The 20,746-nt window shown below is 44.6% G+C and carries 21 protein-coding genes; 3 read left to right on the forward strand and 18 right to left on the reverse strand.

The features are described 5' to 3' along the window. Nucleotides 1-136: 136 nt before the first annotated feature. From R50345_RS20730 to R50345_RS20755, 6 genes are all read right to left on the reverse strand, one after another. Nucleotides 137-799 (reverse strand): response regulator transcription factor, encoded by a 663-nt coding sequence (locus tag R50345_RS20730; RefSeq protein WP_042129722.1) that lies wholly within the window; start codon nucleotides 797-799, stop codon nucleotides 137-139. A 38-nt stretch (nucleotides 800-837) separates the two neighbouring features. Continuing rightward, nucleotides 838-3,771, reverse strand: coding sequence for a sensor histidine kinase (locus tag R50345_RS30390; protein WP_052414673.1), 2,934 nt, complete (start codon nucleotides 3,769-3,771; stop codon nucleotides 838-840). Nucleotides 3,772-3,868: 97 nt separating this feature from the next. Then, the gene (gene sigF / locus R50345_RS20740; RefSeq protein ID WP_042129724.1) at nucleotides 3,869-4,624 is read right to left on the reverse strand and encodes an RNA polymerase sporulation sigma factor SigF; all 756 of its coding nucleotides are present in this window, start codon (nucleotides 4,622-4,624) and stop codon (nucleotides 3,869-3,871) included. A gap of 11 nt (nucleotides 4,625-4,635) precedes the next feature. Next, nucleotides 4,636-5,091: an anti-sigma F factor gene (gene spoIIAB / locus R50345_RS20745; protein WP_042129726.1), complete on the reverse strand. Its 456-nt coding sequence runs from the start codon at nucleotides 5,089-5,091 to the stop codon at nucleotides 4,636-4,638. Then, the gene (spoIIAA, locus tag R50345_RS20750; RefSeq protein WP_042129729.1) at nucleotides 5,088-5,441 is read right to left on the reverse strand and encodes an anti-sigma F factor antagonist; all 354 of its coding nucleotides are present in this window, start codon (nucleotides 5,439-5,441) and stop codon (nucleotides 5,088-5,090) included. The genes spoIIAB and spoIIAA overlap by 4 nt, the downstream gene beginning before the upstream one ends. Nucleotides 5,442-5,616: 175 nt before the next feature. Further along, nucleotides 5,617-6,816, reverse strand: coding sequence for a D-alanyl-D-alanine carboxypeptidase family protein (locus tag R50345_RS20755; RefSeq protein ID WP_375105437.1), 1,200 nt, complete (start codon nucleotides 6,814-6,816; stop codon nucleotides 5,617-5,619). Nucleotides 6,817-7,126: 310 nt separating this feature from the next. Here R50345_RS20755 and R50345_RS20760 point away from each other — a divergent pair, with 310 nt between their 5' ends. Beyond that, nucleotides 7,127-8,140: a serine hydrolase domain-containing protein gene (locus R50345_RS20760; RefSeq protein WP_042129734.1), complete on the forward strand. Its 1,014-nt coding sequence runs from the start codon at nucleotides 7,127-7,129 to the stop codon at nucleotides 8,138-8,140. Nucleotides 8,141-8,238: 98 nt separating this feature from the next. Here the strand turns inward: R50345_RS20760 and R50345_RS20765 are convergent, their stop codons facing one another. The 9 genes from R50345_RS20765 to R50345_RS20805 form a co-directional block, all read right to left on the reverse strand. After that, the gene (locus tag R50345_RS20765) at nucleotides 8,239-9,570 is read right to left on the reverse strand and encodes a pyrimidine-nucleoside phosphorylase (protein ID WP_042129735.1); all 1,332 of its coding nucleotides are present in this window, start codon (nucleotides 9,568-9,570) and stop codon (nucleotides 8,239-8,241) included. Nucleotides 9,571-9,731: 161 nt separating this feature from the next. After that, the gene (locus R50345_RS20770; RefSeq protein ID WP_042129737.1) at nucleotides 9,732-10,556 is read right to left on the reverse strand and encodes a purine-nucleoside phosphorylase; all 825 of its coding nucleotides are present in this window, start codon (nucleotides 10,554-10,556) and stop codon (nucleotides 9,732-9,734) included. A 44-nt stretch (nucleotides 10,557-10,600) separates the two neighbouring features. Beyond that, nucleotides 10,601-11,779 (reverse strand): phosphopentomutase, encoded by a 1,179-nt coding sequence (deoB, locus tag R50345_RS20775; protein WP_042129739.1) that lies wholly within the window; start codon nucleotides 11,777-11,779, stop codon nucleotides 10,601-10,603. Nucleotides 11,780-12,006: 227 nt separating this feature from the next. Further along, nucleotides 12,007-12,900: a site-specific tyrosine recombinase XerD gene (gene xerD, locus R50345_RS20780; RefSeq protein ID WP_042129741.1), complete on the reverse strand. Its 894-nt coding sequence runs from the start codon at nucleotides 12,898-12,900 to the stop codon at nucleotides 12,007-12,009. A gap of 158 nt (nucleotides 12,901-13,058) precedes the next feature. Next, nucleotides 13,059-13,292 carry a DUF4227 family protein gene (locus R50345_RS20785; RefSeq protein WP_042129742.1) on the reverse strand — a complete coding sequence of 78 codons (234 nt, stop codon included), beginning with the start codon at nucleotides 13,290-13,292 and terminating at the stop codon, nucleotides 13,059-13,061. Between the two features lie 162 nt (nucleotides 13,293-13,454). Further along, nucleotides 13,455-13,919, reverse strand: coding sequence for a ferric iron uptake transcriptional regulator (gene fur, locus R50345_RS20790; RefSeq protein WP_042129744.1), 465 nt, complete (start codon nucleotides 13,917-13,919; stop codon nucleotides 13,455-13,457). A gap of 89 nt (nucleotides 13,920-14,008) precedes the next feature. Then, on the reverse strand, nucleotides 14,009-14,659 hold the full coding sequence (gene spoIIM, locus R50345_RS20795; protein ID WP_042129747.1) for a stage II sporulation protein M: 651 nt from the start codon (nucleotides 14,657-14,659) through the stop codon (nucleotides 14,009-14,011). A gap of 81 nt (nucleotides 14,660-14,740) precedes the next feature. Beyond that, nucleotides 14,741-15,940, reverse strand: a complete 1,200-nt coding sequence (locus R50345_RS20800; RefSeq protein ID WP_042129749.1) for an endonuclease Q family protein — start codon at nucleotides 15,938-15,940, stop codon at nucleotides 14,741-14,743. Then, nucleotides 15,931-16,503 (reverse strand): NUDIX hydrolase, encoded by a 573-nt coding sequence (locus R50345_RS20805; protein ID WP_042129751.1) that lies wholly within the window; start codon nucleotides 16,501-16,503, stop codon nucleotides 15,931-15,933. The genes R50345_RS20800 and R50345_RS20805 overlap by 10 nt, the downstream gene beginning before the upstream one ends. 77 nt (nucleotides 16,504-16,580) lie before the next feature. Between R50345_RS20805 and R50345_RS31370 the strand changes: the two genes are divergently transcribed. After that, nucleotides 16,581-16,754: a hypothetical protein gene (locus R50345_RS31370; protein ID WP_156114838.1), complete on the forward strand. Its 174-nt coding sequence runs from the start codon at nucleotides 16,581-16,583 to the stop codon at nucleotides 16,752-16,754. 263 nt (nucleotides 16,755-17,017) lie between these two features. Here R50345_RS31370 and R50345_RS20810 read toward each other — a convergent pair whose 3' ends face one another. Then, entirely contained in the window at nucleotides 17,018-18,145 is a 1,128-nt protein-coding gene (locus R50345_RS20810; protein ID WP_042129753.1) for a tripeptidase T, read from the reverse strand. Between the two features lie 94 nt (nucleotides 18,146-18,239). Here R50345_RS20810 and prli42 point away from each other — a divergent pair, with 94 nt between their 5' ends. Continuing rightward, entirely contained in the window at nucleotides 18,240-18,341 is a 102-nt protein-coding gene (prli42, locus tag R50345_RS31375; protein ID WP_094872112.1) for a stressosome-associated protein Prli42, read from the forward strand. 72 nt (nucleotides 18,342-18,413) lie between these two features. Here the strand turns inward: prli42 and lipB are convergent, their stop codons facing one another. Continuing rightward, nucleotides 18,414-19,133, reverse strand: coding sequence for a lipoyl(octanoyl) transferase LipB (lipB, locus tag R50345_RS20815; protein WP_042129756.1), 720 nt, complete (start codon nucleotides 19,131-19,133; stop codon nucleotides 18,414-18,416). Nucleotides 19,134-19,187: 54 nt separating this feature from the next. Next, complete coding sequence (locus R50345_RS20820) at nucleotides 19,188-20,552, reverse strand: dihydrolipoamide acetyltransferase family protein (RefSeq protein ID WP_042129757.1); 1,365 nt, start codon at nucleotides 20,550-20,552, stop codon at nucleotides 19,188-19,190. Nucleotides 20,553-20,746: the final 194 nt, after the last annotated feature.

The raw sequence follows: 20,746 nt of genomic DNA on the forward strand, positions 1-20,746 counted from the left end.
CAGAATATGGTAACCGAAAAAAATTGGCGTGACCGCGCAAAATTATTGCGCACCCCCGCCAAGAAGCGAAAAACAAAAAAATCCCGTCTCACCATCCAGTGATCGGGATTTCAATCTATGAGATTGTTACGTATTTTCACAATGAATTAGTAAAATCTGAGTCCTTCAATATTCCTAACCGTTTAGCTTTTATAGCCGCTTCAATTCTAGATTTCACATTTAGCTTTTGGAACAAATTCGTTAAACTATATTCGAGCGATCGCTGACTCATCAGCACAATCTCCGCTATTTCTTTATTACTTTTTCCTTTTGCAATTTCCGTTAGCATTTCATGTTCCCTTTTGCTAATCTTGGAGACTGCTTGTTCATCATTAATTTCTAATCCTTTTGGAGGTACTTTTCTTAGCTGCTTGACTAAGGTTCGCGGTAGAATGACTTCACCTCTTAATGCACAGCGTACCGCTGTAATTAACTGCTCTCTATTCGTCGTTTTTGAGATAAACCCAAATATCCCCGATTCGATCATCAGGTTAAATTTGTTGGTAAATTCATATCCGGTATAGATTAAGATAATCGCATCCGCGTTCATGGTTAATACTTGCTTCGCCAAATCAATCCCATTCACATCTGCGATATGAAGATCAAATAACATTACATCAAAAGAATGACTACTCACCATTTCAAGCACCTCATGAGCTGAAATGGCTAGAGTAACCTTCATATCTCCTTCTTGCTCTAATATCATTCTTGTCCCTTCCATAACTGATGGATGGTCATCCACTAACAATATTTGAATCATGCCTATGATTACCCCTCTTTAATTGTTATACCGCATGATTAATCTGCAGGTATAGATATATAGACTGCTAATCCTTTTTTCTCTGGCGAGTGGAATGCTATCGTCCCATCCATACTCCGAACCCTTTCCTTCATTCCATAAATACCCATACTTGTAAGCGAGTCCTCTCCTAATAGATTCATTCCAATTCCGTTATCTTTATAATTCAAATGAATATGATTGTCTTCACTAGCTAAGGTAATGTGGACTTCAGTCGCAAAAGAGTGCTTCGCTGCATTCGCTAAAAGCTCTTGCACAATACGGTACAAACCTATAAGCACTTCATCATCCAACTTATGTGTAAATGCTTCAACCTCGAAATAAATCTGGTAGTTGGTACGCAGCTGCGTAAATTCAAACAACGTCTCCAGCGAGGAGATAAGACCTTCATTGATTAATGCAGGAGGTCTGAGCTCGTTACAAATAATCCGCAGTTGATAGATAACATCCAGTAAGCCTTCAGCTATCTGTTCTAGCTGTTCTCTAAACTCCCCATTGATGGACTTTTCACCTAAGAGAAGATCCAGCTTACGATACCAGATAATTTGTTCTTGAAGCGCTGAGTCGTGTAAATCCTGAGCAAGACGTTTTCGCTCATTCTCGGATAAATTAAACATAAAGCGGAGAAGCCAAGTAGGAGCCACATGCTTGGAAGCCGCTAGCTCAAGGTCTTTCGTTAAATCTTCGATAAGCAAAAAATGATCAAAGAGAACACTGACATAACGGGTAATGGTCTCCAGCCACACACGAATAGAACTGATTTCCAATAAAACCGTCTTCTCGTTAATCGATAGTAAGTAGCTTTTTCCTCGGGACTCCCCTATCTTGAGTGAATACCCTTGCTCAGTCTCAATAATTTCACATAATTTATCACTGTTAGATTCAACTTCGATAAAATGTATATTGGTTATCTGCAGAGTGTCTCTGACCTCTCTAAGCAACCGCTGTTCCATATGGCTAATCTTCATGACACCAAAAAGGTCTTGGGAGAACTGATCCAGACTCGTTTGCAAGTGAAAATACCGTTCCTCACTCTCACGAATAATCTGCTCTGTATGTTCTCTGTCTTCATCTGCTTTTTTGCGATCACTTATATCCCTAAATATCGAGATACATGCGACCTTTCCTTTGTGCACAATGGAGCTAGCTGTTACCTCTACATCGATAATCGTTCCATCTGAACGTACAACCTTTTGTTCAATTGGTGCTAGGATTCTATAGGGCTCTTTATAGATTTCACGCATTCGTTCTTTTGCCAGCGACAGAAATTCCGGATGTGCCCAATTGAAAATATTTTTACCGATCAATTGACTCTCATCGTAAACACCAAATAATCCAAGACAAGAAAAGTTCACATACACAAACTTATAATCGCTATGGAGAACGACCGCTTCAGGCGACATCTTGATCAGCTGCTGATTTAGTTCCTCGCTTTCCCTTAGTTCTTTTTCCATTTGAACTCTCTTCGTAATGTCTCTCGCAACTATCACAATGTTCATTACATCTCCATCCTCACCTAGAACGGGAGTAGCAATACATTCTAAATTTAGGATATAACCTTTTGAATGAATAAAACGATTGTAAAACATCTTGCTTGCTTTTGTCCGAAAAATATTTGAAATCTGTTCTCGCAAGCCTTCTTGCTCATCAGGATGGATATACTCAAGTATGGTAGTGCCCTTGATTAAGCCTACAGGAATACCGATCAGGGTCTCACAGGAGGGGGAGGCTAAAATGAAATTACCTTTTTGATCCAGGACCCCCATCATATCCTTCATATTATTAATAATAAGTCTATACTCTGCTTCACGCTGCGCCAACTTGTGTTCTACTTCTACAGCTGATGTTATCTCTCTAGCAACCACAAAAACACCAATAATACGACTATTCACATAAATCGGGATATTTTTCATAGACCAGTGGCTCACTGATCCATCCTTACGGGAAGAGGACACAACATAATGCTGAGCAGATCCCCGTACTGTTCTTTCAAAATAATCTAACATCCTCGGTATATTCTCTGCTCCAAATAGATTCATGATGGACAAATTCTCTCCAACCATACTTATAGATTCTCCAGTAATTTGCTCTGCCGTAGAATTGATTGCCAAAATATTACCTTGCAGATTCACCTCACATACGACGTCTGAGTTATAGTCAAATAAGGACTTATAACGCTGTTCACTTTTGAGCAAAGCCTCTTTCATCAACTTTCTTTCAGTGATATCTGCCAAGATCCCGTCAAGCCGAACTACCGTATGGAATTCATCCAGACTGGGTATGATTCTGACCTGTATCCATCGAGGCTCTCCACTTGCGTGGATAATACGATATTCACTAAGCTTTGGAATCCCCTGCCGAGCCGTTGTTAGGATCTCTTGAATCGAGGGGGTTTCTTCTTTATGAGCAATACGGAACCAAAAATCATCTTCTTTCGCCTGTTCAACGGAATAACCGGTGATATTAAGGACGGCATCCGATATAAACAATACTTTCTTAGTTACATAATCATAAGACCAAATCGCCACGTCAAGATTAGAGAACATCTGATGATACAAAGAATATGAGCTTTCCAACTGTATTTGCGCTGTTTTTTGTTCAGTAATGTCCAGCATAACTCCATCTATTCGGTAGACCTTGTTCTCTTTATTTAGAATTGGCGTACCGATAAATTGAACCCACTTTAGTCCTTCAGTAGGTAGTTGCATCCGATACTCAAGACTACTGATATGACCAGCAGTTAATCTTTGCATGTAAGCATCATATCGATCAAGATCCACTGCATACACAAATTCCCGCAAAAAATCAGGGCTGCGTGGTATAGTCTTCCCTGTACAACCAACCCATTCCTCTAAAATATTCGACATCGTCAACAGATTTTCTTCCATATCCATAGACCATGTGACCACATTCTCCTCGCCGAGTGAATGCATGTTGAGATCATCTCCACATAAAAAGCCCCCCCTTTTCGGGGCGGCTTTTTGTTCTAATTCGCTATTTTACAAGCGTCATTACATGAATAACTTTATCCTACTGAGCAATCTGCTCACGGATATTCTGAAGTATTTTCTTCTCCAGCCGAGATACCTGCACTTGAGAGATCCCTAGACGACTGGCGACCTCCGACTGCGTTTGATCACGATAGTAACGAAGATAGACAATCAGACGTTCACGTTCACTGAGGCCTCCGATCGCTTCATTTAATGCCAGCTTATCGAACCAACGCTCCTGTGATTCGTCAGCGATTTGATCAATCAGCGTGATCGGATCTCCATCATTCTCGAACACCGTCTCATGGATAGAAGTCGGTGGTTTATTGGCTTCTTGAGCAAATACCACTTCTTCGGGTGTAACCCCTAGTGCTTCCGCAACTTCACCGATCGTAGGCAGACGATCAAGTGTTTTAGACATTTCATCCTTCATTTTACGAACCTTGTTAGCCATTTCCTTAAGGGAACGACTGACCTTCAAGGTACCATCGTCACGAAGGAAACGCTGAATCTCACCGATAATCATCGGCACAGCATAAGTGGAGAACTTGACCTCATAGCTGAGGTCAAATTTATCTACGGACTTCAGCAGTCCGATGCAACCGATCTGGAACAAATCGTCAGGCTCATACCCGCGGTTCATAAACCGCTGTACTACCGACCAGACCAGTCGGATATTACAGCTTACAAGTGTGTCACGGGCAAGACTATCTCCGGCCTGACTGAGCGCGATAAGACGTTTGACCTCCGCATCGTCCAAATAGGTCGGCGGAGCTTTTTTTGACTCTGCATCCATGGCTCCAACCCCTAATTGTATAAAGCTTTTTTCGAGACGATGGTTTTCTTCATTGAGATAGAAGTACCGTGTCCCGGTTCACTAGTGACTTCAAATTCATCCATGAAATTCTCCATAATAGTAAAGCCCATGCCCGACCGCTCCAGCTCCGGCTTAGAGGTATACAGCGGCTGTTGCGCCAGCTCTAAATCCTCAATGCCCCGTCCTTGATCCTCAATGGTTAGATGTACGGTTTCGTTGTCCAGTGATGCCGAAATGGTCACAATGCCTTCCGGATCACTATCATACCCATGAATAATACAGTTGGTGACCGCTTCCGACACGACTGTCTTCAGATCATTCAGCTCGTCCATCGTAGGATCAAGCCGGGAAACGAACGCCGCTACGACTACACGCGCGAACGATTCATTCTCCGAGCGTGCAGCGAACTGCACGTTCATGAAGTTACCAGCCTTACTATTTGTCATAACGCAACCTCCAAATCCGAGAGTGCAGTACTCTCGTCGTCATATAGGGGCATGATTTTGAACAGGCCTGACATTTCCAGCAGCCGCTTTACAGGTGCCGTTGCATCACACACCACCATTTTTCCACCTTTACTGTGGATCAGTTTATACCTTCCCAGAATCACGCCTAGGCCTGAACTGTCCATAAACTGCAGATGCTTAAGACTAAGAACTAAATGCGATACCTGACCACGCATAATCGCTTCATCCATATCCATTCTTACAAAATCTGCTGCGTGATGGTCCAGCTCCCCTGATAAACGGACAATCAACACACCTCTGTGATGCTCCATCTCCACATGAGAATTCATGCTTGCCACTCTCCTCTTCGTTGCTTTGAAAACTGACCTTGAAAGACGGTACTAATTCCCTTCAAGGACAAGGTTTTCTACGCGGCAAATCAGGAATCCTGCCTCACGACAAAACTAGAAGAAAACCCCTATGAATCTACAGAGTACATGGGGGTAATCTACAAAAAAACTGTTTTTAATCTACGCCGAACATCGAGCCTGTTGTACGCTTAAAGAGCTTCCACCAGCCTGCTTTCGGCACAGCTTCCCCAGCTTTTAAATCATATTCCTTAATCACTTGGGTCCCTTGGTAGACAACCAGCTTGCCTACAGATTGACCTTCAGCCACTGGAGCCTTCACGCTTTCCGGCAATACTAATTCGTGGCGAATGCCTTCTTGGGCCACACCTTTTTTCAAAAGAACACTGTACGTCTCTTTCGCTGTGATCGGCAGCTCCGATTTTACGCCCTTTTCGATCTTGAGGGTGCCGATAGCATCCCCTTCTTTGTGGATCGTGTGTACCTTATATTGCGAGAACAGGTAATCGAACATGCCTGAGACTTCACTATTGCGTGTCTTTGTGTTCGGCTCGCCTAGCACAACAGCGACTGCACGCAGGCCATCTCTTGCCGCTGTAGCGGACAGACAGAATTTAGCCTCTGCAGTATACCCTGTCTTCAGTCCATCAGCACCAGTGTAGAAACGCACCAGCTTGTTCGTATTCACCAACCAGAACGGTTTGGTTGAATCCTTGCGTAAGTAATCCTGATAGGAACCCGTATATTTGATAATTTGATCATGCTTCAAAAGTTCCCGACTGATGACCGCAATATCGTATGCAGAGGAATAGTGATTGGCGGCTGGAAGACCGTTACAGTTGGCAAAATGGGTATCTTTTAGACCCAGCTCCTCTGCACGTTTATTCATCAAGTCTACAAAAGCACTCTCTGAACCCGCTATTTTTTCCGCCATAGCGACAGAAGCATCATTACCAGACGCCATAGCGATGCCTTTGAGCATATCGTCTACCGTCATTTCTTCACCCGGCTCCAGAAAAATCTGCGATCCGCCCATCGAAGCCGCATATTCACTTGTCCGCACCTTATCCGTCAGTTGCAGTCTACCTTCATCCAGCGCTTCCACCGTTAGTAACATCGTCATAATCTTCGTAATACTTGCGGGAGGCAGCTTATCATGGCTGTTCTTCTCATAAATAACAGTGCCGGTACCAGCGTCCATCAAAATCGCAGAACGTGCTCCCGGTGCGAGGTCTACAGCGGCAGCTTTACTGCCAGAGTCCTTGTTTTTTTCCTCTGCATAAGCGCCTGACATAGGTCCTAGAACCGACACAGCAATACAGAGCACAAGCACAGCAAAACGCAATTTTCTCACAATGGTTCCCCTCCTGAACGTTAACCTTCATATCACAGGTACTGTGTTCCAGTTTCGTCAGAAAGGGTGAAAATTATTCCATTTTCAAGGAAATAACCACAATTATTTATCACAAGAAGTTATAAGGTTATCAATTAAAAAAAGCCCAGCAGCAGTTGCAGAGCATTTTTATTATAGGGGAGATCAAAAATTATTTCAAATTTTAATGATTTCCATTTTTTCCGTATTCATTTAAGCCCCTTTAAAGGAAAATGAAAGGTTGGAACGAATCTATTTAAGAACATAACAGGTTTATAGAGGAGTGAATATACAGATGAACCATCTTGCAGATTGTATTGAAGCAGAAGCTAAACAGAACAATTTCTCTGGCATAGTCCTGGTAAATCAACAGGATAAAGAAATCATCAGCAGCTGTTACGGTTATGCTAATAAGTCGGATAAACGCGAAAACAATATTCATACTCGGTTTGGGATTGCTTCCGGGTGTAAATTATTTACGGCGGTTGCCGTCTGCCAACTTGTCGAACAGGGATTGATTTCTTTCGAAAGTAGAGTCTTAGATTATCTGAAAAAGGTAGATTTCCCTCTCTTTAATCCTGAGATCACCATACATCAGCTGCTTACGCACAGTTCTGGTATTCCGGATTATTTTGATGAAACAATCATGGATGATTTCGAGGAACTGTGGAAAACACGACCTATGTACACTTTGCGGCAGCTTGATGACTTTGTGTCGATGTTCCAAAACCTCCCCATGATGCGGACCCCTGGCGAACGTTTCCACTACAACAATGCCGGATATATCGTGCTAGGCCTTCTGGTGGAGGAATTGAGTGGAATGTCCTTTTGCGACTATGTGGAGCTTCACATCTTTAAGGCTTGTGGAATGAAGCAATCCGGTTATTTTACGTTAGATGCCTTACCTGCCAATTGTGCACTCGGATACATAGAGGAAGACAACGGTGACTGGAGGACCAACATCTATTCAATCCCGGTAAAGGGAGGCGCTGACGGTGGAGCTTTTGTAACCGCTCCCGATATGCAGCTATTCTGGAAAGGGCTAATGAACCACACACTTTTGAGTCCAGTACTCACTTCGTTGTTACTTACACCCCACATTCATGTGGACGGCGAAGGATATTATGGTTATGGTGTATGGATCACCCTCCGAGAAGGAGAGGTGATCAAGTTCCACATTATGGGCTACGATCCCGGCGTTTCCTTCCGATCGGCTTTCTATCCTGCTAGTGGTGAGACTGTAGTAGTAATGTGTAATAAAAATAGTGGCGCTTCTCAGATTTTCAATAAGATCGATAATCGTCTGTAATTGTTACCAAAAAAGAGCAGCGATCTTCCCGTAATGGGAAGATCGCTGCTCTGCTGTCTGTTTAGGGTCTTCGTCATGACCATATTTATTTACCTTGACTAGTACCGTGTTACCCCATCCTTCGTAACAAGCGCGAATACCAGTGGTAATGGTGGAATCGACTCAGATGTAATACGGTAAGCTTCTAATACCTTATCTTCAGCTTCCTCTACCTTCTTCTCACTGGCATCGTTGATATGCAATACTGCAAGGGTATCGCCGACCTCTACTGCATCTCCAACCTTTTTAGAAAGTTGAATACCCACAGCCAAATCTATCACAGATTCCTTGGTTTCACGTCCGGCACCAAGCAGCATAGCAGCAATGCCGATTTCTTCTGCTTGAATCCCCTCAATGAACCCCTTAGTTTTTGCTTTCACTTCAATGAATCGCTTGGCAGCAGGGAGTTTCTCCGGATCATCGATTTGCGAAACATCTCCGCCTTGCGCACTCACGATTTGTTTGAATTTCTCCAGCGCTGTGCCATCTTCAATATGTGTCAAAAGCATCGAGCGGGCCTCTTCTTCATCCTTGGCTTTGCCACCAAGAACAAGCATCTGGCTACCCAGAATAAGACAGACTTCCTGCAGATCCTTCGGACCGTGACCTTTTAAGGTCTCGATTCCTTCCTTGATTTCGAGCGCATTGCCAATTCCATATCCGAGCGGTTGATCCATGTCGCTGATGATAGCGACTGTATTACGACCCAGATGTGTGCCGATGTCAACCATGGCTTGAGCAAGCGCAATAGAATCATCAAGCGTCTTCATAAAAGCACCGCTGCCTGTTTTGACATCTAGAACAATAGCGTCTGCACCTGCTGCAATCTTCTTGCTCATCACTGAGCTTGCGATAAGAGGGATGGATTCAACAGTCGCAGTTACATCCCGAAGGGCATAAAGCTTTTTGTCTGCGGGTGTAATGTTGCCCGACTGGCCGATCACGGCAGCACCGATTTCACCTACTTGATCAAAGAAACGATCTCGATCCATCTCTACTGAGAAGCCAGTGATCGACTCCAGCTTATCGAGTGTACCTCCTGTATGCCCAAGACCCCGTCCAGACATCTTTGCTACAGGTACTCCAGCAGAGGCTACCAAAGGAGCAAGCACAACAGTAGTCTTATCTCCCACTCCACCTGTCGAGTGTTTATCAACCTTAATTCCTGCGATTGGGCTAAGATCTACTTGATCACCGGACATCGCCATTTCCATCGTTAGATCGCCGGTCTCCCGTGCGTTCATGCCTTGAAAATAAACCGCCATGGCCCAAGCGGAAAGTTGATAATCAGGAATTTCACCTTTACTGTAGCCTTGAATTAGGAAAGATATTTCCTCACGACTCAGCTCTCCACCATCTCTTTTTTTCTGAATAATATCGACAGCTCTCATCTTACACCTGCAATTCACGGACATTTGCGTGAGCAAATCCGATATATTTTGGTTTAGTCAAATTAACTACTTTCATTACCTGATCATACGTTAATGGCTTACGTTTAATCACTTGTGTCATAAATACGACCTCCCAGTAATTCAAAATGCAGTCCCCGAAATTACATTTTCGGAATAAAGCCCAAGACCAGCTTCAAGAAACGCTCACGCACACGTTCTGCAGTTTCCATCACCTCTTCATGATTGAGAGGTTGATCCAGGATTCCCGCAGCCATATTAGTAATACAGGAGATACCCAATACTTCAATACCCGCATGACGCGCAACAATGGTCTCCGATACAGTAGACATACCCACAGCATCCGCGCCTAGAATACGAAGCATTACGATTTCAGCAGGCGTTTCGTAACAAGGTCCCAGGAGACCTGCATATACGCCTTCTTTGAACTCGAAATTCTGCTGAGCTGCCGTTTCCTTTGCTACCTGAATCAGGCGGCGACTGTAGGCGGTCGACATATCTGGGAAGCGCACCCCAAGTGCAGGATCATTAGGCCCTATTAACGGGTTACGTCCAGTCATATTAAGATGATCTGTAAGAAGCATAAGATCGCCTGGTTTGAAATCTGTGTTCACTCCACCAGCAGCATTCGTTACTAGTAAACTGGCTATACCAAGCTCTTTCATAACCCGCACAGGAAATGCTGTTACTTCCGGTCCATAGCCCTCATACATATGAAAGCGGCCCTTCATCATCACAACACGGCGTCCTTCAATCATACCAATCAACAGCTCGCCCTCATGTCCTTCTACAGTAGACACAGGAAAGTGAGGAATCTCATCATATGGAATGCTTACTCCATCAGTGATAAGATCTGCCAGCACACCGAGACCTGATCCAAGGATCAATCCAATTTCCGGAGCCACCGGACATTTGTCTTTTATATAAATGGCTGCTTCTTGAATTTCTTTTTGAGTTAACGCGCTCATGGATGATCCTCCTTTATTAATGTTGTGAAGCCGCCCACAATCTCTTATTGCAGTTTCGCTAAAAAGCTTGTCCCATACTGCGGCGCCTTCGCACCAAAGTTATCTGCAATGGTTGCAGCTACATCAGAGAAGGTTTCACGAATGCCCAAACTTTCTGGATGTTTAAACCGTGGACTATAGATTAAGAGCGGTACATATTCACGGGTATGGTCAGTTCCAGCATGGATCGGATCGTTACCATGGTCTGCAGAAATAATCAATAGATCATCTTCACCGAGTGTAGATAGAATTTCAGGCAGTGCCTGATCGAATACTTCCAGTGCTCGACCGTATCCTTCTGGATCACGACGATGCCCATACAAAGAATCAAAATCCACCAGATTCGTGAACAGGAAACCGTCAAAAGGTTGACGAAGCTGCTCAATAGTCACTTCGATTCCATGTTCATTGCTCTTCGTAGGATAAGAAGCTGTAACCCCTTCTCCTGTAAAGATATCGTTGATTTTACCTACTGCGATAACATCCTTGCCGATATCAGCCAGCGCGTTCATTACCGTTGGTTCTGGGGGCTTCACAGCATAGTCATGCCGGTTTGGCGTCCGAACGAAATTTCCTGGTTCGCCAACATATGGACGAGCAATTACCCGACCCACCGAGAATTCTGGAGCCATCGTCAGCTCACGGGCGATTTTACATGCGCTGTAAAGCTCTTCGAGTGGAATGATATCTTCATGTGCAGCAAGCTGGAATACGCTGTCCGCAGAGGTATAAACTATCCAAGCCCCGGTTTTCATTTGCTCTTCGCCATATTCAACTAGAATCTCCGTACCGGAAGCCGGTTTATTACCGATCACCTTGCGACCAGTTGCCGCTTCGAACTTCTCAATCAACTCTGCTGGAAAGCCATCAGGATACGTATTGAAGGGAACCTCAATCTTCAGCCCCATTAGCTCCCAGTGTCCGGTCATTGTATCCTTGCCTACTGATACTTCCTGCATTTTGCCGTAGTACCCTGTTGGTGAAGCTACAGGTTCAAGCGGCGGCAGCGGAGCAATATTAGCTAACCCAAGCTTCTGGAGATTAGGTAGCTTCAATCCAGGTACACGATCCAATATATGACCAAGTGTATGCGACCCAGCATCACCGAAATTCGCAGCATCTGGCGCTTCACCGATACCAACACTATCTAGAACAATAAAACCAATTCGTTTAAATGAGGACATTGTTGTCTTCACTCCTTTTTTAATATAGATATTCTTTCGTACCAACAAGAAGAAACGGCTGTACCGTCTTCCAGAAGACTTACGCTTCCGAAACTAGCGATACAACGTACCGCTTATCAGGTATCCGTTTCTGCTAAAGGATAACCTGCGGAGCAATCCCCAGTCTATCCTTTCAGTATGATTCCATCATAACCATCTTACTCACAAAAAGCATCTTTGAAGCAGAATTAACGAGCTCTGGGATGGTGGCTCTCATATACTTCCTTCATATTCTTACGGGCAATACCGTTATAAATCTGAGTCGTCGAAATATCGGCATGACCCAGCATTTGTTGTACGGATCGCAAATCTGCCCCGCCTTCCAGTAGATGGGCTGCAAAGGAATGCCTAAGTGTATGAGGTGTAATATCCTGCTCAATGTTTGCTTCCCGCGCGTATTTTTTTATGATTTTCCAAAAACCTTGCCGGGTTAATCTCCCGCCTAAACTATTCAGGAACATAGCCGGCTCCTCCTGTTGATCACGGAGCAGCTTGTCCCGCATATGTGAAATGTAAGCCGCTACGCTCTCAGCAGCAATGGTTCCAATCGGAACCACCCGCTCCTTGCCGGAAGTTCCTGTGCAACGTGCAAATTTCATATCCGTATGCACATCGTTCACGTTTAGGGAGATTAATTCAGAAACCTTAATACCTGTTGCATAGAGCAATTCCAACATAGCCTTATCGCGCATCCCTTGTGGCGTATTCACATCTGGTGCAGCTAATAGCTGCTCAATCTCTGAGATGGTAAGCACCATAGGAGTTTTCTTATCAGGCTTCATTGTCTCCATGTCCAGCGTTGGGTCCTGCTCAATCAAACGTTCCTTCAACAAATAATGAAAAAAAGCACGAAGGGACACTGCGTTTCTGTTCAACGTTGCAGTTGCTCGTCCCGCTCCGCGTAATGAGCCAAGATATAACATCACATGAGATCTTCGGATCTCCTCAGGCTGAACTGCCCCCCGCTCTTCAGCAAACTCCAGAAACTGCGATACATCCCTACCGTAAGATTCCAATGTATTCGGGGATAAGCCTTTATCTCCGGATAAATAATGTAAAAAAGGCTGCAAGTGTGACTTCATTATTTCACGCTCCTGTCCTGGCGCAGCTACTCATAGTGACTTCCTGCAGCACATTCAGCATGAGGGTTCTGCAGATGTGTACATTTAGTATACGCTGCATGAATCCACCTAGTTTTCTTCGACATTCTTCTCGCCTGTTCCTGCTTCCCACGAAGCTTTCATTCTCCGTACCAGTAATAAAAGCGCAAGCGCTGTCTTGTATCCAGACCATCATCACCACGATCGGCATGATCAAATGCCCGAACAGCGGTGCCTTCAGGAATTCCATAATTCTCTATCGGACTAATCCATTCACCAAGCCAGCTCATAGCACTGTAGAGCAAATAGCTTAGAGCCACAAACATGATCATAAAATACAGCTTGCGAACTGTTTTGGGCACAGAAACGATCATATGGACGCCTCCCACTAATATATAGTTAAGATCTGCTCGTCCTTCACCTTATGCACCAAAACCGGCTGATATGTATACCTCCAATAGACCAATCATTTAAAAAGCTCTCTCCGGTAAAAAAACCGGGGAGAGCTTATGAAGTGAATTTCATTATAAGATGACTTAGGACGGATTTCCGTTTGAATTATTCTTATCGCTACACCGATAGCATATCCCATGAAAATCAAGTCTATGATCAAGCACTGTGAAATTAAATTCTTTCTCCAGTCGCTCTTCTAGCGGTCCTAACCAATCCTCACGGATCTCATCCATACTACCGCATTGCACACAAATTAAATGATGATGATGGTGCTTTGCAGTATCTGTTCGTAGATCATAACGGGCGACACCGTCTCCGAAGTTAATCTTTTCTACGACATGAAGCTCGCTAAGAAGTTCCAGGGTACGATATACAGTCGCAAGACCGATCTCGGGAGCCTTCTCTTTCACGAGCATAAAAACATCTTCTGCACTAAGATGATCTTCCTCATTCTCCAGCAGCACTCTTAAGGTCGCTTCCCGTTGGGGTGTAAGCTTGTATCCTTGGGATTGTAACTGTTGCTTAATTTTGTCTATCCGGGCTTCCATTGTCTCCCTCCCCCTTGGAAAATTACCTCACCGGTCTTCAAACCACTTCTTCCATTATAGGGGGTGTCGCTTTGAGAAGTCAAACGCTTTTACTGCAATCCCAAGGTCGTCACTGCTTGTACAAGTGAAGGCGTAACCCAGCGCATCATGATCGGCGTAACATAGGTCTCAAAACTAGAAACGCCCAGAATCAAGAGCGCCATCACAATTGACAATATCGTGTACATAGTAAAAGGTCGCGTCACTGGTGTCCGGCGTTGACCTAACACTCGGCTACGAATCATCTGCAAGGAAAAGGCAATTGCCGCAGCACTACTCACTAACAACACAGGGATCAGCACCAGATTGTGCGGTGCCACAGAGACTAGAGCAAACAGCATCCCGTGCCACGAATATTGACTGACTAGACAACCGACCGTAAAACCGATCAATACCCCTTTAAGAAAATCAAGGATCAAGATCCCCGGTAACCCAATGACTGATAATCCAAGGATCCAGATCAGCCCAATCCATTTTAGATTCAAGGCCGCTATACTCCAGTACGAATCAGGTGCTGCTGGTAGACTCTGTTGATCAACCGTTACAAAGAAATTCCCCAGATAATCACTCAGCTCCTGTTGCTGATCCATCGTAAGCGCACTAACGATAAGAGCTCCAAATACAACACCTACCAGAAATAATACGCCGACAAAAATATACAGAGGCGTCTGTTCCTTCATCATCAGCCTTAAATTACGCATCGAGACGTTCCCCTTTCCGGTTACATGTTACACCATATGAGAAAACGCCCCGTGATATGACTTGTCCTTAGTACAATAACTCTACTTTCCAGGTTGTACGACTTTACCGTATGTTCCCCCACCGCCTGCAGATAGTTCCAATATACCTGAGCGAGCCTGAACGATCATAGACGCCAAATCCACTCCTACTACGCTAGCAATTTCCGCTTCACCACAACCATGCAAAATGTTCATCTCGGTGCCAAAAGCTTGCAGCAACGCGTTCATTTTAGCCTTCCCGAGACCCGGTATAAATTCAAGTGGAACCTGATAGTGATAAGGCGGACGGTCTGCAGGTACTACAGGTGTCTTGCGGTCAGCAATATCTAGGATCCGGTCGAATACACCCCTCACCAATTTCAGACTGCCACAATACTGGCAACGCTCCGATGTGACATACGCTTCGTCAATAATACTGCCGCAACCTCCGCAGTAGGTTCGGTGGTATTTACCAAGCCGGGGGTTAAGTCCGAAATTGGCAGTTACCTTCCGTCCTTCCTTACGTTCAAGTGCGAGTCGCAGTTCAGCAAAAGAAGGTTGTGCCAAAGCCATTACATTATATTCACGACCTAATTTGCCCAGTGAATGCGCATCAGAGTTCGTTAAGAATGTGAAGTTATCGAGCTCAGAAACATAACCTGCCATTTCAGAATCCGCACTCAGCCCGAGCTCAACTGCAGCTATCCGATCCAGATCAAAGATATCTGACATTCGTTCCGCAGTGCAGCCGTACAAGCCCTTGTGAGGCGTGAAAATATGTGCAGGGATTAGAATACCTCCTCGCTCATAAATCTCATCCTGAAGCTCTCTAGCCGGTGCATAGAGGCGCTGGGAACTAAGGTTCACATTTCGCATATGGCGACTCATCCAAGCGCTGAAATCTGTCATCCGCTCCACGTCGGGCATGAAGGCGAGTACGTGGCACTCTTTTCGCCCAGGTTCGCGGATTTCAATCTCCGTTCCTAGGATGATCGTAGTCCCCTGATAAGCAATCCCTCCACCTTCTGCTAGCGTCATCTCTCCAGATTCTAAGGAACGCTGAATATCACGTAGAACGCCAGGTGAATGACTATCAATAATACCTATCATCTCAAGACCTTTACGCTCTGCAGCTTCTTTAGCGATTCCAGCAAAAGTGAGCTCACGGCTGCCGCTGATTTTGACCGCTTGTCCTTCCGACGTTCGTCCGATATGAACATGCAGATCGCAATAGAAGTTCTTCAGTTCAGGTGTTAGTTCCATTGGCCTGTCAGGGTGTATAAATGCCAAGCGTACACCGCCATCATCGTCTTTGCGTCCGCGATACGTCCGTCAGCTATATATTGATAGGCTTCCTCCAAGGTAAGCTCCGAGACCTCTAAAAATTCATCCTCGTCAAGCGACATATCCCCTGGCTCGGCATTATTAGTAACATACAAATGAATAATCTCATCAGCAAAGCCGGGAGAAGTATAGAAAGATTTAAGTAACTTCAGATCACCGCTATGAAAACCGGTCTCTTCCTTCAGCTCACGACCAGCCGCAACTAAAGGGTCTTCACCTTGATCCAGCTTACCGGCTGGAATCTCCACCTCTGTACGGTGCATAGGCTGACGATATTGTTCTACAACTAACATTTTGTTGTTGTTCAAAGCAAGCACTGCTACTGCGCCGGGATGCTTCACAACCTCACGTGTTGCAGTATTACCATCCGGCAATCTCACAGTGTCCACTTGTAAAGATATGATCTTCCCATCAAATATAGGCTTTGTAGACAGCGTCACTTCGTCAAGCTCCGGCTTGCTGTGTAAATGTTGGTTTCCCATAAAATTTCTGGTCTCCTTTATCTCTATTCTGCATACGGTGTATTATAGCAAACTTAAAGGGAAAGAAGGAATTTCAAATGAACGAAATCTTCAGCCGTACAAGCTCATCCGCAGTCACAATGGTAGGTAAACCGGAGGAAATCAAAGCCATCTTAGCTAGGTGGATAGAGCGGTATGGGCCCGATATGCCTCTCACATACATCCTTTCCCTAAAGGATCAATCCAAGATCATTCCGTCTAAGGCCGGATAAATTCACATTAGGACATAGTGATACTTGTCCTTAAAATTATGGGGGTGTTCCAATTGCCATTCACTGGCTGCTGGAACACCCCTTAAATTTGGGCTTCCCTCTGCGGAATCTGAATAGCAATCTTCCTATCGGACTCAGCTGAACTTAAACGCGGGTATTTTCACACTGTCCTTTGACCTTGTCCAGTAGATAAAACTTACCTATAAAAAAACAGAGCAGCAATCCTACACGGAGGATCGCTGCTCTACTGCCTTATACAAAGGTTAGCCCTTTACACTCTCTTTAACAATGTTCACTACAAGCTCAGCCACTTTAACAATGTCTTCGGCTTTAATCCGTTCCTTAGTAGTATGGATATGTTCGTAACCTACAGCGAGGTTAACGGTCGGAACATCTAGGCCATTGAACACGTTAGCGTCACTTCCTCCACCAGAGTGGAACAGTCGTGGTGTGAGTCCCATAGAAGTAATAGCCCGCTGTGCAAGCTGTACCACTGGATCATTCTCATTAAAACTGAACGCTGGATAAATTATTTCACTGCGGAATTCGCATTCTGCACCATATTCTCGGACAGTGGTCTCCAGTGCTTCACGCATCGAAGCGATTTGATCGCCAACCTTTTCCTGCACGATACTACGTGCTTCGGCATCCAATTGAACGTGATCGCACACCACATTCGTAGGGCCGCCGCCGGCGAATTTACCGATATTCGCAGTCGTTTCGTTGTCGATCCGACCAAGCTTCATAGCAGCGATCGCTTTGCTGGCTACTTGAATCGCACTGATGCCGTCCTCTGGATTAACACCTGCATGAGCAGATTTTCCAAATATTTGCATCGTTATTTTAGCTTGCGTAGGTGCCGCAACTGCAATCGCTCCGACTTCACCATTGGAATCGAGTGCGAAACCGAAATCTGCATCCAAGTTACTCGGATCCATCGAACGCGCACCTAGCAATCCAGATTCTTCACCCGCAGTAATTACAAACTGAATCTGACCATGTGGTAATTTTTGCTCTTGAATCACTCTAATTGCTTCGAATAGTGCAGCTAGTCCAGCTTTGTCATCCGCTCCAAGAATTGTAGTGCCGTCACTTGTAATCCATCCATCCGCGCCAAGCGTAGGCTTGATATTTTGTCCAGGAACAACCGTATCCATATGGCAAGTGAACAGTAGCTTTGGTGCAGCTCCACCGTTCTCAGCCGGCCAGGTAATGAACAGATTACCCGCTCCATGTCCTGTTCTTTCCTGGGAATCATCTTCGGTAACTTCTAATCCCAGAGCGTTAAATTTACTCTTAAGTACATCGGCAATCTGCCGTTCATTTCTTGTTTCACTATCAACTTGGACAAGTTCCATAAATTCTTGAATCAATCTGTCTTGTGAAATCACTGGACTTCCCTCTCTTTCGTGAATACGTTACAATGGTTGTACAGAAAGACCATCTTTATGCTATTAACTTAAACTAAATCTAAAGGAGTTACTCATGCAACGTAATAAGTGGTTCAAAATCTTCATCTACGTCATGTTGTTCGCCATGATTGCCTCTACGCTCTTTATGGTTATCGAGCCTTTCCTTGCAGGTTAATATCTATACAAGGAACATTGATAATAGCGGCTAGGGATTCCCTTGCCGCTATTTGGCTTGCTTGTTTGTTCACTAATCAGCCTTAGCCATAGTGTCGAAGAACTCATCCTGCTCTTCATATGGAAAGTGTCTTAGGAAATAGGGGACCAATTCTCTGGCCACATCTTGAAGTTCAAAACGACGACCTGCACACTCCTCTAGGGAGGTTACTCCAAATTCGGTGATACCGCATGGAATAATTCCTTGAAAGCCGTGTCCAGATATTCCTTCAGAGATGTTAAAGGCAAACCCATGACTAGTAACAAACCCTCTTCGGAATTTGCTTTTGTTAAACTTGACACCAATAGCACAGATCTTCTCGTCGCCAACCCATACCCCTGTATACTCCGGCTTCCGTTCCCCTACAATTCCGTAGGATGCCAAATAATCAATAATTACTGCCTCCAGACTGCGCAAGTACCCGTGTAAATCTACCTTACCATCTTCACCGAGCATAAGGATCGGATAACCTACAAGCTGACCCGGTCCATGATATGTAATATCTCCTCCCCGGTCGATTTCAAACAGCTCAATTCCTTTTTCTTTGAGCTGCTCTTGATCTAGAAGAAGATGTTCGGGATGATTCTGTGAACCAATGGTATAGGTAGGAGGATGCTGCAAAAGAATCAGTCGTTCCGGTTGCTCACCAGCATCAATGGCGTGCACACTTTCCTTTTGCAGATCCCAAGCCTTTCCATACTCCATAATGGGGTCATATGATATCTGCAGCTTACGAATATCCGAATTATTCATACCGTCAGGTCCCCTTTTTCAGTCTCATGCCTGCACAGTTTGGCTCGTCATTATTTAGTAGAGTTTAGTATCCGGTGTATATCCTTCAATATTATCCTTGACGCGTTGTAAGAAACGGCCGCAAATTACTCCGTCCAGAATCCGATGATCCAGTGACAGACAGATATTAGCCATTGATCGCACACCTATCATATCGTTAATAACCACAGGTCTTTTCACAATCGATTCAAAGGTTAAGATCGCAGCCTGTGGATAGTTAATGATTGGATAAGATAGAATGGAGCCAAAAGAACCTGTGTTATTTACAGTGAAAGTCCCTCCCTGCAAATCTTCCAAGCTCAGTTTGCCTTCGCGGGTTTTTTGTGCCAATTCATCAATCTCACGAGCCAACCCGGCGACATTTTTCTGATCAGCCTTTTTAATCACAGGAGTGATAACCGAATCTTCTGTGCCTACCGCTAACGAGATATTGATATCACGTTTGACAATAATTTTGTCTACAGCCCAGACAGAGTTCATAATCGGGTAATCCTTAATCGCACTCACAACAGCCTTCATCATGAAAGCGAGATAGGTTAGATTAATGCCTTCTTTACGCTTGAACTCATCCTTATGTTTATTGCGCAGTGCGACCAGATTAGTCACATCTACCTCAATCATGGTCCAAGCATGCGGAATCTCAGAGACACTTTGGCGCATTCTTGTAGCGATTGTATTCCGGATTGGAGTTACATCAATCAGATATTCAGAACTGCTGCCTCGACCACCCTCAACTTCAATGGTTGGAATACGAGGAGATTCGCTTAAATGTAGACCCGAATGACGAAGAGGCTCTTCCGTCTTCTTCTTTTCGGCTTGAACGAACTGTGGAACAGGCGGTTGTGACACCACTGGGGCAGGTTGACTAGCAGAAATCGAAGCTGGAGATGTAGCTCCGCCACTTTCGATAAAGGCCAGCACATCCTTACGGGTAATCCGACCACCCATACCAGTACCCATAACTAAAGTCAGGTCGATGTTATGCTCAGCCGCCAAAGTCTGTACTGCGGGAGAATACCGCGCACGCATTGAATCGTTAGCAGTTGATGTAGCATTTTGTCCTGCAATATTATTAGACGAATTAGCTGCAACTGTGTTAGTCACGTTTGGAGCAGCAGATGTTGTCACAGGCACGGCAATACGGCAAATGACTTCGCCGACATTGACAACCTGGCCTTCTTCCGCTAATAGTTCACCCATAACTCCATCTATCGTTGAAGGCAATTCAGCATTTACCTTATCTGTAATAAGCTCACATAATGGTTCGTATTGCTCTACCGGATCACCCGGTTTCTTCAGCCATTTGCCGATCGTCGCCGATACTAGCGATTCCGCCAGCTGCGGCATGATCACGTCAGTCAACTTTTGGTTGTCAGACATCTTTTCACTCCTCAAATGTTTTACGAAGTAAAACTCACTTCGTAAGCATAATCTTAAAAGTTTTACGAAGCTTCGCTTATTAGAAATACTTCGCAGTAAAACTTGCATCGTAAGCATTCGCTTATGGTTTACGAAGTAAAACTTTCTTCGTAAGCATAATCTTAAGTTTTACGAAGCTTCGCTTCCACTTAACT

Origin of the sequence: Paenibacillus sp. FSL R5-0345 (assembly GCF_000758585.1) — a bacterium.
GTDB lineage: Bacteria > Bacillota > Bacilli > Paenibacillales > Paenibacillaceae > Paenibacillus_AQ.

Bases quoted from the DNA above. Each gene is read 5' to 3' on its own strand.
- R50345_RS20730 (WP_042129722.1), bottom strand. From the start codon at position 799: ATGATTCAAATATTGTTAGTGGATGACCATCCATCAGTTATGGAAGGG.
- R50345_RS30390 (WP_052414673.1), bottom strand. From the start codon at position 3,771: ATGCATTCACTCGGCGAGGAGAATGTGGTCACATGGTCTATGGATATG.
- sigF (WP_042129724.1), bottom strand. From the start codon at position 4,624: ATGGATGCAGAGTCAAAAAAAGCTCCGCCGACCTATTTGGACGATGCG.
- spoIIAB (WP_042129726.1), bottom strand. From the start codon at position 5,091: ATGACAAATAGTAAGGCTGGTAACTTCATGAACGTGCAGTTCGCTGCA.
- spoIIAA (WP_042129729.1), bottom strand. From the start codon at position 5,441: ATGAATTCTCATGTGGAGATGGAGCATCACAGAGGTGTGTTGATTGTC.
- R50345_RS20760 (WP_042129734.1), top strand. From the start codon at position 7,127: ATGAACCATCTTGCAGATTGTATTGAAGCAGAAGCTAAACAGAACAAT.
- R50345_RS20765 (WP_042129735.1), bottom strand. From the start codon at position 9,570: ATGAGAGCTGTCGATATTATTCAGAAAAAAAGAGATGGTGGAGAGCTG.
- R50345_RS20770 (WP_042129737.1), bottom strand. From the start codon at position 10,556: ATGAGCGCGTTAACTCAAAAAGAAATTCAAGAAGCAGCCATTTATATA.
- deoB (WP_042129739.1), bottom strand. From the start codon at position 11,779: ATGTCCTCATTTAAACGAATTGGTTTTATTGTTCTAGATAGTGTTGGT.
- xerD (WP_042129741.1), bottom strand. From the start codon at position 12,900: ATGAAGTCACACTTGCAGCCTTTTTTACATTATTTATCCGGAGATAAA.
- R50345_RS20785 (WP_042129742.1), bottom strand. From the start codon at position 13,292: ATGATCGTTTCTGTGCCCAAAACAGTTCGCAAGCTGTATTTTATGATC.
- fur (WP_042129744.1), bottom strand. From the start codon at position 13,919: ATGGAAGCCCGGATAGACAAAATTAAGCAACAGTTACAATCCCAAGGA.
- spoIIM (WP_042129747.1), bottom strand. From the start codon at position 14,659: ATGCGTAATTTAAGGCTGATGATGAAGGAACAGACGCCTCTGTATATT.
- R50345_RS20800 (WP_042129749.1), bottom strand. From the start codon at position 15,940: ATGGAACTAACACCTGAACTGAAGAACTTCTATTGCGATCTGCATGTT.
- R50345_RS20805 (WP_042129751.1), bottom strand. From the start codon at position 16,503: ATGGGAAACCAACATTTACACAGCAAGCCGGAGCTTGACGAAGTGACG.
- R50345_RS31370 (WP_156114838.1), top strand. From the start codon at position 16,581: ATGAACGAAATCTTCAGCCGTACAAGCTCATCCGCAGTCACAATGGTA.
- prli42 (WP_094872112.1), top strand. From the start codon at position 18,240: ATGCAACGTAATAAGTGGTTCAAAATCTTCATCTACGTCATGTTGTTC.
- lipB (WP_042129756.1), bottom strand. From the start codon at position 19,133: ATGAATAATTCGGATATTCGTAAGCTGCAGATATCATATGACCCCATT.
- R50345_RS20820 (WP_042129757.1), bottom strand. From the start codon at position 20,552: ATGTCTGACAACCAAAAGTTGACTGACGTGATCATGCCGCAGCTGGCG.